This window comes from Streptomyces sp. B3I8, from assembly GCF_030816915.1.
GTDB lineage: Bacteria > Actinomycetota > Actinomycetes > Streptomycetales > Streptomycetaceae > Streptomyces.
Genome location: NZ_JAUSYN010000002.1, coordinates 2020316 through 2035755, shown reverse-complemented (window position 1 = coordinate 2035755; position 15440 = coordinate 2020316). Strand labels below are relative to the sequence as shown.

At 74.5% G+C, this 15440-nt stretch carries 13 protein-coding genes; 5 read left to right on the top strand and 8 right to left on the bottom strand.

The window, feature by feature from the left end:
* Positions 1–71: 71 nt before the first annotated feature.
* Positions 72–476 carry a DUF1992 domain-containing protein gene (locus QFZ64_RS11140; RefSeq protein ID WP_307064725.1) on the bottom strand — a complete coding sequence of 135 codons (405 nt, stop codon included), beginning with the start codon at positions 474–476 and terminating at the stop codon, positions 72–74.
* 135 nt (positions 477–611) lie between these two features.
* Here QFZ64_RS11140 and QFZ64_RS11135 point away from each other — a divergent pair, with 135 nt between their 5' ends.
* Positions 612–1007 carry a hypothetical protein gene (locus QFZ64_RS11135; RefSeq protein ID WP_307064724.1) on the top strand — a complete coding sequence of 132 codons (396 nt, stop codon included), beginning with the start codon at positions 612–614 and terminating at the stop codon, positions 1005–1007.
* A 104-nt stretch (positions 1008–1111) separates the two neighbouring features.
* Here the strand turns inward: QFZ64_RS11135 and proP are convergent, their stop codons facing one another.
* Complete coding sequence (proP, locus tag QFZ64_RS11130) at positions 1112–2521, bottom strand: glycine betaine/L-proline transporter ProP (RefSeq protein ID WP_307064723.1); 1410 nt, start codon at positions 2519–2521, stop codon at positions 1112–1114.
* 292 nt (positions 2522–2813) lie between these two features.
* Between proP and QFZ64_RS11125 the strand changes: the two genes are divergently transcribed.
* A complete protein-coding gene (locus QFZ64_RS11125; protein ID WP_307064722.1) occupies positions 2814–4922 on the top strand; it encodes a bifunctional glycosyltransferase 87/phosphatase PAP2 family protein in 2109 nt (702 codons plus the stop codon).
* A 154-nt stretch (positions 4923–5076) separates the two neighbouring features.
* Here QFZ64_RS11125 and QFZ64_RS11120 read toward each other — a convergent pair whose 3' ends face one another.
* The 6 genes from QFZ64_RS11120 to QFZ64_RS11095 form a co-directional block, all read right to left on the bottom strand.
* A complete protein-coding gene (locus QFZ64_RS11120) occupies positions 5077–5484 on the bottom strand; it encodes a transglycosylase SLT domain-containing protein (RefSeq protein WP_307064721.1) in 408 nt (135 codons plus the stop codon).
* A gap of 308 nt (positions 5485–5792) precedes the next feature.
* Complete coding sequence (locus tag QFZ64_RS11115) at positions 5793–6800, bottom strand: ECF transporter S component (protein WP_307064720.1); 1008 nt, start codon at positions 6798–6800, stop codon at positions 5793–5795.
* Positions 6797–8500, bottom strand: coding sequence for an ABC transporter ATP-binding protein (locus QFZ64_RS11110; RefSeq protein ID WP_307064719.1), 1704 nt, complete (start codon positions 8498–8500; stop codon positions 6797–6799). The genes QFZ64_RS11115 and QFZ64_RS11110 overlap by 4 nt, the downstream gene beginning before the upstream one ends.
* Positions 8497–9675, bottom strand: a complete 1179-nt coding sequence (locus QFZ64_RS11105) for an energy-coupling factor transporter transmembrane component T (RefSeq protein ID WP_307064718.1) — start codon at positions 9673–9675, stop codon at positions 8497–8499. Before QFZ64_RS11105 ends, QFZ64_RS11110 begins: the two co-directional genes overlap by 4 nt.
* Entirely contained in the window at positions 9665–10330 is a 666-nt protein-coding gene (locus QFZ64_RS11100; RefSeq protein ID WP_307064717.1) for an SCO2322 family protein, read from the bottom strand. Before QFZ64_RS11100 ends, QFZ64_RS11105 begins: the two co-directional genes overlap by 11 nt.
* Positions 10327–11535: a prenyltransferase/squalene oxidase repeat-containing protein gene (locus QFZ64_RS11095; protein ID WP_307064716.1), complete on the bottom strand. Its 1209-nt coding sequence runs from the start codon at positions 11533–11535 to the stop codon at positions 10327–10329. The genes QFZ64_RS11100 and QFZ64_RS11095 overlap by 4 nt, the downstream gene beginning before the upstream one ends.
* A gap of 502 nt (positions 11536–12037) precedes the next feature.
* Between QFZ64_RS11095 and QFZ64_RS11090 the strand changes: the two genes are divergently transcribed.
* The 3 genes from QFZ64_RS11090 to QFZ64_RS11080 are packed head-to-tail and all read left to right on the top strand — an operon-like array spanning position 12038 to position 15419.
* Positions 12038–13561, top strand: coding sequence for a glycosyltransferase family 4 protein (locus QFZ64_RS11090; protein WP_307064715.1), 1524 nt, complete (start codon positions 12038–12040; stop codon positions 13559–13561).
* Entirely contained in the window at positions 13555–14349 is a 795-nt protein-coding gene (locus QFZ64_RS11085) for a class I SAM-dependent methyltransferase (RefSeq protein ID WP_307064714.1), read from the top strand. Before QFZ64_RS11090 ends, QFZ64_RS11085 begins: the two co-directional genes overlap by 7 nt.
* A complete protein-coding gene (locus QFZ64_RS11080) occupies positions 14346–15419 on the top strand; it encodes a prenyltransferase/squalene oxidase repeat-containing protein (RefSeq protein ID WP_307064713.1) in 1074 nt (357 codons plus the stop codon). Before QFZ64_RS11085 ends, QFZ64_RS11080 begins: the two co-directional genes overlap by 4 nt.
* The last annotated feature ends 21 nt before the right edge of the window (positions 15420–15440 follow it).

Sequence of the window (15440 nt, the reverse complement as noted above, 5' to 3'; positions counted from 1 at the left end):
CCGTGCGGCACGCGATCACCCCGAGCAGCGCGCCGTCATCCCGCGCGGCGCCGTCGGCCTGTGCGGCGCGGTCATCCCGTGCGGCGCGCCCGCCACTCACGGACCACCGCGTCCGTGTCGTACGGCTTCAGTCCGAGCGGCGGCCCCGGCGGCGGCTTGAACATCACCTCGCGGATCTTGACGTTGACGCCGTCGATCAGCCGCCGTACCACCGTCTCCGTCGGCGCCGCGTACGCCGCCGCCAGCGTGTCCTCGGCCTCCTTGCGCAGGGCGAGCGTCGGCGGCAGCACGGACACGCCCTCCCGGGCCAGCTTCTGCCTGATCCACCACATCTCGTCGTACGCGGTGTCGGCGACCGCGCGGGAGGGCCGGCCCGCGCCGGGCAGGTCGTCGAACTCCCCGCGGGCCTCGGCCGCGCGGATCTGTCGTTCGACGAAGGACTCGAAGCTCACGCCAGGTGGTTTGCGCTCGGTCATATCGCCCATTGTGCGGGAGACCGCCCAGCCGGACCATGCGGCGATCTATCATGCGGCGGCGGTGCGGGGGCCCGGTTCCCGTGCCGGGTCCCGTGACAGCCGCGACATCCGTCGCCTCCAGAAGGAGCGCACCACGTGCTCGAACTCACCATGGCCCTGGTCTCCGGGGCGGACGCCGGGGCGACGGCCGGCATGCTGATGGCCGACGCGCCCAGTCGGCCGGAATCCGTGCTGCGCGTGGGGCGCGACCGGACCGTGTGCCGGCTCGTGACGCCCGAGGACTGGCTGTTCATCTCCCGCGTGCACCTGGAGTTCCTGTACGGGGCGGACGGTATGTGGCGGGTGACCTGGCTGCAGGGGTCGCAGCCGGACCCGTCCTCGCAGGTGCTGCTGACGCTGGCCGGCGGACAGTCGCAGCCCGTGCCGTACGGGGGGACGGCGACGCTGCCGGTCGGCGGCTCGGGGGAACTGGTGGTGCTGGACCGGACCGCTCCGCGCAGCGTGAACGTGGGGTTCTTCCACGAGGTCTGAGGCCTGCCGCGCGACTCGTCACGCCCTCACGCTGCCGGAAGCCGGGCCCGGGAGACCCGGAAGCCGGTTCCGGGAAGGCCCGGAAACCGGGCCGGGAAGCCGGGTCACCCCACCTCGTGCGGTTCCACCGACGGGCGTGACCCGGGCAGCGGCCTGCCCGCCGACTCCCGCATGAACCAGACGGCCGCCCCGCCCACGACGGCCGCCGCCATCATGTAGTAGGCGGGCATCATCACGTTGCCCGTCGCACCGATCAGGGCCGTCACGACCAGCGGGGTCGTCCCGCCGAACAGGGACACCGAGACGTTGAACCCGATGGACAGCGAGCCGTACCGCACCCGGGTGGGGAACAGCGCGGGCAGCGCCGCCGGCATCGCCGCGGTGAAGCAGACCAGGAGCAGGCCCAGCGCGCCCATGCCGAGCGCGATGGCGAACAGGCTGCCCGCGCGGATGAGGAGCAGCGCCGGGACGGAGAGGAGCAGGAAGCCCGCGCAGCCGGCCGCGATGACGGGGCGGCGGCCGACGCGGTCGCTCAGCGCGCCCGCGAACGGCTGGACGATCATCATGAGGGCCATCACGCCGAGCACGACCAGCAGACCGTGCGTCTCGTCGTACTCGAGCTCACCGGTCAGATAGCTCGGCATGTACGACAGCAGCATGTAGTCGGTGACGTTGAAGACCAGCACCAGGCCCATGCACAGCAGCAGCGTGCGCCACTGGCCGGTGACCATCTCGCGCAGCGGCACCCGCGGGCGGTTCCGCTCCGACTTGGCGACCTCCGCCGCGAACGCCGGGGTCTCCTCCAGGCGCAGCCGCAGGTAGAGGCCGATGACGCCCATGGGGCCCGCGACCAGGAAGGGGATCCGCCAGCCCCAGGAGACCAGGTCGTTCTCGGAGAGCAGCGCGGTCAGCACGGTGACCAGGCCCGCGCCGCCGATGTACCCGGCGAGCGTGCCGAACTCCAGCCAGCTGCCGAAGAACCCGCGCCGCCGGTCGGGCGCGTACTCGGCGATGAACGTGGAGGCGCCTGCGTACTCGCCGCCGGTGGAGAAGCCCTGCACCAGCCGCGCGGCCAGCAGGAGCAGCGGGGCGCCCACACCGAGGGTGGCGTACGACGGGATCAGGCCGATGGCGAAGGTGCCCGCCGCCATCATGATCATGGTGACGGCGAGGACCTTCTGGCGGCCGACGCGGTCGCCGAGGGGGCCGAAGACCATGCCACCCAGCGGGCGCACCAGGAAGGCCGCGGCGAACGCGCCGAACGTGGACAGCAACTGCGCCGTGGCGTCGCCGCCGGGGAAGAAGACCTTGCCGAGGGTCACCGCGATGTAGCTGTAGACCCCGAAGTCGAACCACTCCATCGCGTTGCCCAGGGCGGCGGCCGTGACCGCGCGCCTGACCAGCGCCGGGTCGGTGACGGTGACCTCGAGGGAGGCCGGACGGGTAAGGGGTGCGACGGGGGGTGCGCTCGCGGTCAAATCCGCTCGCCTGCCTTTCGACGGGGACAGGGACATGACCCGCGCTCCGTCGAGCAGGCCGAAAATCGACCATACGAGGTGAGGGTGCGGTGACGTGGCGTGACAAAAAAGCTGCAATGAGCATCCACATGCCGTCCGGCCAGGGATTTCGAGGGCGATTCGACCCGCTCGCCCCGTTCTGGCGTGTGAGCCTTCTCGCGCCTCCGAGGGCCGTACAGGTGTTCGCGGACTATCGTCATCCGGACAAATGCCGATCACCGGTCAGGTGAGGAGGGGGTTTTCGGCATCTCAGGAGGAAGAAGGGTGTGCGTGTTGGCGAAACGGACACATGGATGACGCGGCGGGAGGCCGGCGGGGCGTGGCGAACGTGGAACACGGTGGGCGAGCGGGCGACGGTTTCGGTGACACCTTCGGGGACACGGACGAGTCGGCCGGAGCCGGACTCAGATCCGCCCGCATCGCGCTGTGGGTGATCGCCGTCCTGCTCGCCGTACGGCAGACCGTCGCCGTCCTCGGCACCCCCGAGGCGGACCGGCTCACCGCCCTGGAGACCTGGGTCGGGCCGGACGGCGTCCTGCACGTCAAGGGCTCCCTCTACGACTCGACGCGGTTCACCGGCACCCCGTTCGGCGGACTCGTCCTCAAACCGCTCACCCGCGCCGCCGAACAGGCGCTCGGCTGGGGCTGGACCTTCGGCACCCTGCTGCTCGTCGTCGCCCTCGGCGTCCTCGCCGCGCGCGCCCTGCCCGGCCCCGTGTCCCGGCGCACCTCTCTGCTCGCCGCCCCCGTGGCCATCAGCCTGCTGATGCTGTCGCTGCCGGTGCGCAACACCCTGCACCTCGGGCAGACCAGCGTCCTCCCGGTGCTGCTCGTCCTGCTCGGCTGCTTCCGCGTGCGCGACCAGCGGGCCGCCGGCGCCCTCATCGGTGTCGCCGCCGCCCTCCAGCCGACCGTGCTCCTGTTCGCGGCGCTGTTGTGGTGGACCGGCCGCCGCCGCGCCGCCGCCTTCACCGGCGGCGCCTTCGCCGCGTGCACGGCCCTCGCCTGGGCCGCGATGCCGCACGACTCGGCCACCTACTGGGTGCACCACATGGCCGGCGCCGGACTCGGCGGCGCGGCCGACGGCCCCGCCAACCAGTCCCTGCACGGTGCCCTGCTCCGCCTCGGCCCGTCCGGCCCGCCGGAGATCGCCCTCTTCCTGGCGCTCGGCGCCGGCGTCGCCGTCCTCGGACTGCGCCGCGCCGTGCGGTACGCCCGCGACGGGCAGCTCCTGCTCGCGGTCGCCGTCACCGGGTGCGTCGCGGTCGCCGTGTCGCCCACCGCCTGGCAGCACCAGCTCCTGTGGGTGCTGCTCGCGGTCGTCGGACGGGTCGGCCGGCGCGCCTCCGACCGGCTGATGTGGCCCGTCGCCGTCGTCCTGGTGATGTCGCTGTCCGCCGGGACGTTGCTCCCCGACATGGGGGTCCTCCTCCCGCTGCGGGACGACCTCGTGCTGCTCGCCGCGCTCGCCGCCGCCACCGTCGTCCCCTTCCTGCCGCGCTCCTCGCCGTATTACGGCCGGCCCGTGCCCACGGAGTACGCGCCCGCCGTCCCGGCCCGGTTCCGGCGCGTGCCGCTGCTGCCGTTCCCCGGCCGGGTCCTCACCCGGCCCAACCTGCTGCTGGAACTGCTCCTCATCCGGGTCACCTACGCCGCCTACTCCCAGGTCCGGCTCGCCGCGACCGGCGGCTCCAACTCCGCGGGCCGGAAAACCGCCGAGCACCACGGCCACCAGGTGCTGTCCGTGGAACGGTTCCTGCACCTCGACATCGAGCACTGGGCCAACCACGCGGTCGTCCGGGTCGGGTGGCTGCGGAACTTCTTCGACTACTACTACGAGTCGTTCCACTTCGTGATGCCGCTCGCCGTGCTCGCCGTCCTGTACTGGCGCCGCCCCGTCGACCACCGCTGGGCCCGCACCTCCCTCGGCTTCACCACGCTGCTCGCGCTCCTCGGCTTCTGGCTCTACCCGCTGGCCCCACCGCGGCTGATGCCGGGGCTCGGCATGATCGACACCGTGCACGGCGTGCAGGACTTCGCCAAGCCGGACTACGGCACGCTCACCCATCTCACCAACCAGTACGCGGCGATGCCCTCGCTGCACTTCGGCTGGGCCCTGTGGTGCGGCGTGGTCGTCGCGGTGCTCGCGCCCCGCTGGTGGATGAAGGCGCTCGGCCTGCTGCACCCGCTGTTCACCCTTTCCGCGATCATCAGCACCGGCAACCACTGGGTCCTGGACGCGGTGGGCGGCGCGGCCGTCGTCGCGGCGGGCCTCGGCCTCTCCTACCTGCTCCAGGGACCGCGCGCCCGCACGGTACCGGGGGCCGCGGTGGCGGAAGCGCAGCAGTCGCCGTCCCCGTCGGCGCCGGAAGCCAAGGCCGCGCCCGGCCGTCCGTGACGGACAGCCCGAGGCCCGCTCCTGCGGGAGCGGGCCTCGGGCTGTCGCGGCGAGGGCGGGCACGGCGAAGGCGGCGGCCCCGGGGATCGTGGGGCCGCCGCCTTCGGACTGTGGTGACGCCTCCGCCGCCGAGCGGTGGAGCGTCACGCGCCGATCAGTACCAGTGGTGGGTCTGCCAGAAGTTCCAGGCGCCGACCGGGCTGCCGTAGCGGGAGTTCATGTAGTCCAGGCCCCACCTGATCTGGGTGGCCGGGTTGGTCTTCCAGTCGGGACCGGCGGACGCCATCTTCGAACCGGGCAGCGCCTGGACCAGGCCGTACGCACCGGAGGAGGCATTGGTCGCGCTGACGTTCCAGCCGCTCTCGTGCGAGACGATGTTGCTGAACGCGGCGTACTGGGCGGCGTCCGGGATCATCTGGTGGGCGATCGTCTGCGCACCGGAGGAGGTCGCGGCGTGCGCCGGGGCGGCGGTCATCGCCATGCCGGCGGTGGCGGCGGCCAGGGCGACACCGGTGAGGGCCTTCTTCGGGGAAGCGATACGGCGGAGCAGGGTGACGGTCACGAGGAACCTTTTCTTCGGGGACGTGGAGGCCGTCGTGGCACACGCCGACCACGCGGGGCGTGGGGCGGATCGTGTGCCGGGCTCCGGGGCCGGTGGGGCCCTGCGGTGCCTGACGACTGCTCCAGAGAAACAGGCCGGGCGAGTCGTCCGCAAACACCCCTTTTACTAGTTGTCGTCGCATCCGAGGGGTGGGCGGGCTCTGTGACCTGGCTCTCAAGCCCCAGGTCGGCGCCTGTAATGACGTGGCCATGCCACGCCATTTTCGCTACGACGCCGCATCGTAGGTGACGTGGGTCATGTGGGGTGCTTCACCGCTCAACCGTCTCGTCGTGACGCGGGGCGTCCGCCGGCCTACGCTCCGGAACCGTTTCCGGGGCCTCGAACGTGACCGGCGTCTCGAAGGCGGCCCGCCGGGTGGCCCGGCGCAGCGCGCGCAGCACCGCGGGGCCGAGGGCGAGGGTGAGGACGGCGGTGACCACGGCCCGGCCCAGGTCCCAGCCGAGCGAGGTGGCCACGCAGTAGGCGACGAACCGGGCCAGATTGGCGGGGACCGCCGCGTGCGGGTCGAAGGCGATGCCGGAGGCGAGACCACCCATGAAGGGCCAGCCGGCCAGGTTCATGACCGTGCCGTAGGCGAAGGCGGCGAGGAAGCCGTAGCCGGCGAGCAGCAGCGGTTCGCCCAGCTCGCGCAGCCGCCCCCGGGCTCCCCGGACGCGCGCCGGGGGAACCGTCGTCACCCCCGGCAGCAGCCCCGCGCCCATCGTGAACCAGCCCATCGCCAGCATCTGGAACGGCATCCAGGGGCCCACCCCGCCGGTGAGCAGCGCGGAGGCGAACATCGTGACCGAGCCGAGGACGAAGCCGAAGCCCGGACCGAGGACCCGGCCGCTCAGCACCATCAGGAAGAACATCGGCTCGATGCCGGCGGTGCCCGCGCCGACCGGACGCAGCGCCGCGCCGGTGGCCGCCAGCACGCCGAGCATCGCGACCGCCTTCGGGCCGAGCCCCGACTCCGAGATCGTCGCCGCTACCACCGCGACCAGCAGCACCAGCAGCCCCGCGAACAGCCAGGGGGCGTCCTGCGCGTGGGCACCGAGCTGCGACTTGGGGGGTGCGAGGAAGGGCCACCCGAAGGCGGCGACGCCCACCGCCCCGACCAGCACCAGCGCGGCGACGGAACGCGGGCCGAGCCGGACGGCGTGGGGACGGCGACGGCCGGGGGCGCGGAGGGCGGGGGCGTGAGGGGGGACGGTCGTCCGGCCCTCGGTCGTACGGCGGTCGGTCGTCCCGTCCGCGGTCGTACGGTCCGTGGTCATCGCAGGGCCTCCCGGACCTGGGCGACCGTGAGCCACGGCTGTGGGGCCAGGATCTTGGTGACCTGGGGTGCGAAGGACGGTGAGGAGAGAACGACCTCGGCCGTCGTACCGTCCGCGATCACCTCGCCCTCGGCGAGCAGCACCACCCGGTGGGCCAGTTCGGCGGCGAGTTCCACGTCGTGCGTGGCCAGCACGATCGCGTGCCCCTCGGCGGCCAGACCGCGCAGCAGCGCGACCAGGCGGGCCTTGGCCGCGTAGTCCAGGCCCCGGGTCGGCTCGTCGAGCAGGAGCAGCGGCGGGCGGGCGGTCAGGACGACGGCGAGCGCGAGGGCGAGCCGCTGCCCCTCGGAGAGGTCGCGGGGGTGGGCGGCGTCGGTGACCCCGGGCAGCAGTTCGGCGACCAGAGCACGGCAGGTGCCGGCCGGGGCGCCGGCGTCGTGGTCGGCGGCGGCGCACTCGGCGGCGACCGTGTCCGAGTACAGCAGGTCGCGCGGTTCCTGCGGCACCAGGCCGACCCGGCGGACCAGGTCGCGGGGCCGGGTGCGGTGCGGAACCGCGCCGCCGACGCGCACCTCGCCCGCGGACGGCTCGACCAGCCCCACCAGCGTGCCGAGGAGGGTGGACTTCCCGGCGCCGTTGCGCCCCATCAGCGCGACGGTCTCCCCGGCCGCGACGGTGAGGCCGATGCCGTGCAGCGCCCGCACCCGACCCCGGTGGACGGCGAGGCCGTGCACCTCGGCGGCGGGCCCGGAGGTGTCGTGGCCGGCGGTGCCGGGGACGGCGGGACCACGTCCGCCCAGGAACCGCCGGCGCGCCGGCACCCGCGGGCGCGGAGCGGGGGCTTCGACGGGCACGCGCGGGGGACCGCCGGCCTCGGGCTCCCGCCCGGCCAGCCGCTCCCGCAGTTCTCCTGCCCGGCGCCGCGCGTCCCGCACGGTCAGCGGCAGCGGGGACCAGCCCGCCAGCCGGCCCAGGTCCACCACCGGCGGCACGACCGGGGACAGCGCCATCACCTCCGCAGGAGTGCCGAGCACCGGCGCGGCGCCCGGGGACGGCAGCAGCACGACCCGGTCGGCGTACTGCACCACCCGCTCCAGGCGGTGCTCGGCCAGCAGCACGGTCGTGCCCAGGTCGTGCACCAGTCGCTGGAGGACGGCGAGGACCTCCTCGGCGGCGGCGGGGTCGAGGGCGGAGGTCGGCTCGTCCAGGACCAGCACCTCCGGGTGCGGGGTGAGGACGGAGCCGATCGCGACCCGCTGCCGCTGCCCGCCGGAGAGCGTCGGGATCGGACGGTCCCGCAGCGCCGCGAGACCGAGCAGATCGAGGGTCTCCTCGACGCGTCGCCGCATCACCGCCGGGGCCAGGCCCAACGACTCCATGCCGTAGGCGAGTTCGTCCTCGACGAGGTCGGTGACGAAGTGCGCGAGCGGATCCTGGCCCACCGTGCCGACGACGTCGGCCAGTTCGCGCGGCCGGTGGGTACGGGTGTCGCGCCCGGCCACCGTGACCCGGCCGCGCAGGGTGCCGCCGGTGAAGTGCGGGACGAGCCCGCTCACCGCGCCGAGCACGGTCGACTTGCCGACGCCGGACGGGCCGACCAGGAGGACGAGTTCACCCTCCGGAACCTGGAAGTCCACGTCCCGGACGGCGGGTTCGGCGGCGCCGTCGTACGTTACGGAGACGTTCTCGAAGCGGATCACGACGGCTGCTCCTCGGCGGTGTCCGGTCCGCGGGCGGCGGGTCCCGCGGGCCGGCCGGGTGCGGATCGGGAGCCCGCGGGCCTGATGGGTACGGGCGGGGCGGGTGCGACGAGGGCGGGCAGCAGGCCGAGCAGGACGGCCGCCGCCGGCCACAGCGGGAGCGTCGGCGCGACGAGCGGGACGACACCGGGGTGCAGGGCGGCCGGGTCGGCGGACGCGGCGAGCGTGAGGGCCACGCCGACCGCGGCACCGGAACCGGCGACCAGCAGGGCGCGCGGACCCCAGGTGTCCGGGCGGTAGCGGGTGCGCGGCGAGCGCCGGCCGCCCAGCCACAGCCCCGCCAGCGCGGCGGCCGCTCCGACGAGCAGCACCGGCAGGCCGTACGTGCCGCCCTCCGCGGTGAGCAGCCCGTACGTGCCCGCGCACACGCCGAGCAGACCGCCGAGGGTGAGCGCGGCGGTCGTCCGGCGGACCGGGGCGGGCACGTCGGCGGTGCGGCCGTAACCGCGCGCGTCCATCGCCGCGGCGAGCGCGACCGACCGTTCCAGGGCGCCCTCCAGGACCGGCAGCGCGACCTGGAGCAGACCGCGCAGCCCCCGGTCCGGGCGGCCGCGCAGCCGCCGGGCCGCGCGCAGCCGCCGGGCGTCCACGATGAGGTGCGGCGCGAAGGTGAGCGCGACGACGACCGCGACACCGGCCTCGTACAGCGCGCCGGGCAGGGACTTCAGCAGGCGGGCCGGATCGGCGAGGGCGTTCGCGGCGCCGACGCACACCAGGAGCGTGGCCAGCTTCAGCCCGTCGTACAGGGCGAACAGCACCCCCTCGGCGGTGACCCGGCCGCCCAGCCGGATGCCCTGCGCCCAGTGCGGGAGCGGGACTTCGGGGAGCGTGCACAGGGTGTGCGTGCCGGGGATCGGCGAGCCGAGGACGACGGCGAACACGAGCCGCACCAGCAGCACGGCGAGGCCGAGCCGCAGGAAGACGGCGTAGGAGCGGGAGGAGGGGGAGGAGGTGCGGTGGGTGGCGACGACGTAGCCGGTGACGGTCAGCAGGAGGGCGAGGAGGAGGGGGTTGGTGGTGCGGGTGGCGGCGGTCCCCAGACAGAGGGCCCACAGCCACCAGGCACCGGGGTGCAGCCCGCTCCCCGCCCGGCGCGCGCCGGGTTCACCGGCCACGGCGCCTGGCCTGCCGGACCCCCGCCGCGGCCAGTACGAGGACGACGGCACCGCCGGCCAGCAGTCCCACCGACGGACCGCTCCCGCCGCCGTCACCGGCTCCGCCCGTGGCGGACGACGTGCCCGCCCCCTTCGCGGGCCGGTCGCCCCCCGCCGGCACCTGCTCCCCGCAGCCCTTCTCCGGGTAGCCGGAGATCGCGCACAGCAGGGCGTTCGTGTCGTACCGCAGGGGCTTCGCCACCGACGCCAGCGCCTGTGACGTCGTGGCGTCCGGCGCCACCCGCGCGCACGCCACCCGCCGCGCCGGCGGCTTCTCACCGGAGGGCGCGTCGGACGCCGTACCGAAGTCGAGGACGAGGGCGACCCGCTTGGCGCCCTCGCGCGCGGGAGTCCGCGCGCAGATGTCCGCGAAGTCCGCCGCCCCGCGCGGCCGGGTCGCGTCGGCGGAGTCCTCGCTCACCGCGAACCGGAAGCCCTGCACGTCGCCGTCGGAGGGGCGGACGAGGGAAGGGCCCTGGGTGGCGTACGTCCAGTGGCCGCCGTCGCGCTCCCAGAACGACCAGTAGCGGTACCCGGCGGCCCGCGCCTGTCCGACGCCCGCGAGCAGCAGGAACGCCGACAGCAGCAGGACGGCGGCGCGACGGCGGCGGTTCACGACCCCTGCCCGGCCTTGCGGCGCCCGCTGAGCAGGAAGCCCGCGCCGATGCCGGCGACGAGACAGACCCCGACGAACCAGTAGACGCCGAAGCCGTCGTCGTCCTTCCCGGCGGAGTCGGCCGCCTTCTTCTCCCCGGCCGCCGCCTGCTTCCGCGGGGCGGGTCCGGTGGCGTTCAGGAGCGTCACGAGGTCCTGGCCGCCGAAGGCGTGCGGGTCGGTGCCGGTGGCGTGGGCGGCGAAGATCAGCTGGGCGTAGGCGGCGGGGCCGTTCTGCTTCGCCCAGGCGGCGGAGTTCTTCTCCAGCCAGGCGAGCGGCTTCGCGGCCCGTGCGGTGCCGCCCTGCGCGGCGAGCGCGACGACGGCGTCGGCGGTGTTGCCGTAGTCCGGCTGATCGGTGGAGCCGGGCAGGGCGGAGACCAGGTGACCGTCCTTCGCCGTCGCGCCGGCGAGGAAGGCGGCGCCGTGGGCGGCGGCCCGCGAGGGGGTGAGGTCGCCGCCGTCGGAACAGGAGGTAAAGGCCTTCCGGCCGGCCGATGCGGCGAGGCCCCGGCCGAGCGCGCCGAGGACACCGGCAGCGGTCGCGTCGGCGTTGGCGGTGAGCCTGCCCTTCTTGTCCGGCTGGAAGGCGAAGGCCCCGGCGCCCGCGCCGTCGCAGGGCAGGGAGAAGGTGAGCAGGGCGTCGTACGCCGGGCCGAGGTCCTTCTCGCCGGCCGCGGTCAGCGCCCCGATCACGAGGGACGTCGAGTTGGCGTCGCTGGCGCCGCCGGGGGAGTAGCCCCAGCCGCCGTCCTTGTTCCGGTCGCCCTTCAGCCAGTCCACCGCCTTGCCGACCTCGGCCTCGTGCCCGCCGAGGGCGACGAGGGCCTGCACGGCGGCGGCGGTGCTGTTGGTGTCGACCATCGTCTTGGCGTCGCACGCCTTCGACGGCTCCGCGCGGAACGCGGCGAACGCGCCGTTCGCGCACTGCTGGCCGGTCAGCCAGTCCACGGCCTTCGCGGCGGGCTCCAGGCCCACCGTGTCCTGCGCGAGCAGGGCGAGGGACTGCCGCCAGACCCCGTCGTAGGTGGGGTCGGTGGTGCCGAACAGCCCGGAGGGCAGGGCCGTCGAGGACGACGGGGAGGGGGACGCGGCGACGGCGGGCGCGGCCGCGGCACCGATCACGGCGACGGCGGCGAGTACCGCGGCGCAGCGGCGGACAATCATGATCGGCGGGTGCCTCTCCCTGCGGGGAGCCGGGCAGCGCGGGGCGGACGGGACCTCCCGGGCGGCTCGACTCCGTAGACCTCGACGGTGTCGCGCGCCGGCCGACGGCCGACGCACCTGAGCCGGTCACGGCGGGTACGGGGCATTCCGGCTCACCGGCCCCGGAGGGCCGGCGCACGATAGGGGTCTCCCCTGCTCGAGCGAAGTCGAGAGCTTGGGGAAGGGTCAGCGCCGGATTCGCACCGGCTTTCCCCCGTACGGGCGTGATGACGACCGGGCCACTGTACCGGCCTCCTCCGCGGACCATGACAAGCCCCGGGCGGGGTCCGGGGCGGCGGCCCGACGACGCCGTGCCGCCGTGGCGCGAATCACCTGCTCCGCCGCTCACGGCGGAGCTACCTGCCGGTAGATTCGGAGGCTGTTGATCGGTCGAGCCCGCACTTGTTCCGGATTGTCGTCCCGACATAGGGTCGCGGGAAGAGCAGGCAGGAAGGGGCCCGGAGTGACCGCTGAGGCCAGTTGGGCGGGTTCCCGTCCGGGCCCTGCCGCCGACGCCGGACGACCGCTCAGGATCGCGCTCCTCACCTACAAGGGCAACCCGTTCTGCGGGGGGCAGGGCGTCTACGTCCGCCACCTCTCGCGCGAACTCGCCCGCCTCGGCCACCGGGTCGAGGTCATCGGCGCCCAGCCCTACCCCGTCCTCGACGTGTTCGAGGAGGGGGCCGACGGGCCGACCCTCACCGAACTTCCCAGCCTCGACCTCTACCGCCAGCCCGACCCCTTCCGCACTCCGAAGCGGGAGGAGTACCGGGACTGGATCGACGCGCTCGAGGTCGGCACGATGTGGACCGGCGGATTCCCCGAACCGCTCACCTTCTCCCTGCGGGCCCGCCGCCATCTGCGCGCCCGGCGCGGCGAGTTCGACGTCGTGCACGACAACCAGACCCTCGGCTACGGCCTGTTGGGCGACGTCGGCGCGCCACTGGTCACCACCATCCACCACCCCATCACCGTCGACCGGCAGTTGGAGCTGGACGCCGCCGAGGGGTGGCAGCGACGTGCCTCGGTGCGGCGCTGGTACGGCTTCACGCGCATGCAGAAGCGGGTCGCGCGGCGGCTGCCGTCCGTGCTGACCGTCTCCGGCTCCTCCCAGCAGGAGATCGTCGACCATCTCGGAGTACGGCGGGACCGGGTGCACGTCGTGCACATCGGCGCCGACACCGACCTGTTCGCACCGGACGCGTCCGTCGCCAAGGTGCCCGGCCGGATCGTCACCACCTCCAGCGCCGACGTACCGCTCAAGGGCCTGGTGTTCCTCGTCGAGGCGCTGGCCAAGGTGCGCACCGAACACCCCGGCGCCCACCTCGTCGTCGTCGGCAAACGGCCCGGGGACGGGCCGGTGGCGCAGGCGATGGAGCGGTACGGCGTCGAGGGCGCCGTCGAGTTCGTCAAGGGCATCTCCGACGCGGAACTCGTCGACCTGGTGCGCTCGGCCGAAGTGGCGTGCGTGCCCTCGCTGTACGAGGGGTTCTCGCTGCCGGCCGCGGAGGCCATGGCGACGGGCACGCCGCTGGTGGCCACCACCGGCGGGGCGATCCCGGAGGTCGCCGGACCCGACGGCGGGACCTGCCTGGCGGTGCCCCCCGGCGACGCGGGCGCCCTCGCCACCGCGCTGGCCCGGCTGCTGGGCGACCCCGGGCTGCGGGCCCGGCTCGGCGCGGCCGGCCGCGAGCGCGTGCTGCGGCACTTCACCTGGGCCCGCGCGGCCGAGGGCACGGTGGCCCACTACCGCGAGGCGATGGCCCGCGCCGCGCACGGCACGCGGGCGCCGGCGCGCCCGGCGCCGGTCCGGCCGGGGGCCGGGGCACGCCCCGCGCCCGCCCCGGTCGCTGCTGCCGCGCCCGCCTCCGTGTCCGCGCCGGTCCCGGTCCCGGCGCCCGCCACGGTCTCCGGTTCCGCGCCCGCATCCGCCTCCCTCCCCGCATCCGACGACGACCCCGACCGCGAAAGCAGGGCCACGTGCTGACCGTCGACTTCTCCCGGTTCCCGCTCGCCCCGGGCGACCGCGTACTGGACCTCGGCTGCGGTGCCGGCCGGCACGCGTTCGAGTGCTACCGGCGCGGCGCCCGGGTCGTCGCGCTGGACCGCAACGGCGAGGAGATCCGCGAGGTCGCCAAGTGGTTCGCCGCGATGGAGCAGGAGGGCGAGGCACCGGCCGGGGCGAGTGCCACCGCCATGGAGGGCGACGCGCTCGCGCTGCCCTTTCCCGACGAGTCCTTCGACGTCGTCATCATCTCCGAGGTGATGGAGCACATCCCCGACGACAAGGGCGTCCTCGCCGAGATGGTCCGGGTGCTCAGGCCCGGCGGCCGCATCGCCGTCACCGTCCCGCGCTACGGCCCGGAGAAGGTGTGCTGGGCGCTGTCCGACGCCTACCACGAGGTCGAGGGCGGCCACATCCGCATCTACCGCGCCGAGGAACTCCTGGCGAAGATGCGGGAGGCCGGACTGCGCCCCTACGGCACCCACCACGCGCACGCGCTGCACTCCCCGTACTGGTGGCTCAAGTGCGCGTTCGGCGTCGACAACGACAAGGCGCTGCCCGTGCGGGCGTACCACAAGCTCCTGGTGTGGGACATCATGAAGAAGCCGCTGGCCACCCGGCTCGCCGAGAACGCGCTCAACCCGCTCCTCGGCAAGAGCTTCGTGGCCTACGCGACCAAGCCGCACCTGCCGTCCGACGTCGCCGGGGCGACGCAGGCCGCCTCGACCGTCGAGGCCACCGCGGGCACCGAACCGGCGGGCGCTTCGTGACCACCCCCCGGACAGAACACCTCGTCCTGCCCGGGGTCCTCACCGCAGAGCAGGCTGCCGAGACCGTCGCCGGCATCCTCGCCGTGCAGCGGGAGGACGGGGCGATCCCGTGGTTCCGCGGGCACCACCTCGACCCCTGGGACCACACCGAGGCCGCGATGGCGCTGGACGCCGCGGGCGAGCACGAGGCCGCCGCGCGCGCCTACGAGTGGCTCGCCCGCCACCAGAACCCGGACGGCTCCTGGTACGCCGCCTACGCCGACGGCGACTTCACGCGCGTCACCGACCGCGGCCGGGAGACCAACTTCGTCGCCTACCCGGCCGTCGGCGTGTGGCACCACTACCTGTCCACGGGCGACGACACCTTCCTGGACCGCATGTGGCCCATGGTGTACGCGGCCGTCGAGTACGTGCTCGCGCTGCAGCAGCCGGGCGGCCAGATCGGATGGAAGGGCGAGGACGACGGCGGCGCCACCACCGACGCGCTGCTCACCGGCTCCTCCTCCGTCCACCACGCGCTGCGCTGCGCGCTCGCCCTCGCCGAGCAGCGCGAGGAGCCGCAGCCGGACTGGGAGCTGGCGGTGGGCGCGCTGCGCCACGCGATCCGCCGGCACCCGGAGCGGTTCCTGGACAAGGCCCGCTACTCGATGGACTGGTACTACCCGGTGCTCGGCGGCGCGCTGACCGGCGCGGAGGCCGGTGCGCGCATCGAGGAGGGCTGGGACCGCTTCGTCGTGCCCGGCCTCGGGGTGCGGTGCGTCGTCCCCAACCCGTGGGTCACGGGCGGCGAGTCCGCCGAACTCGCCCTCACCCTGTGGGTGATGGGCGAGTCCGACCGCGCGCTGGACGTCCTGCAGTCCATCCAGCACCTGCGGGACGCCGAGTCCGGCCTGTACTGGACGGGGTACGTCTTCGAGGACGCCACCATCTGGCCCCGCGAACTCACGACATGGACCGCCGGCTCCCTGCTCCTCGCGGTCGCCGCGCTGGGCGGCGACGAGGCGACCTGCACGGTGTTCTCCGGCACACGCCTGCCGACCGGCCTCGACCCGGACTGCTGCGAGGTGTGAGCACCGGGCCCGGACCGCCGT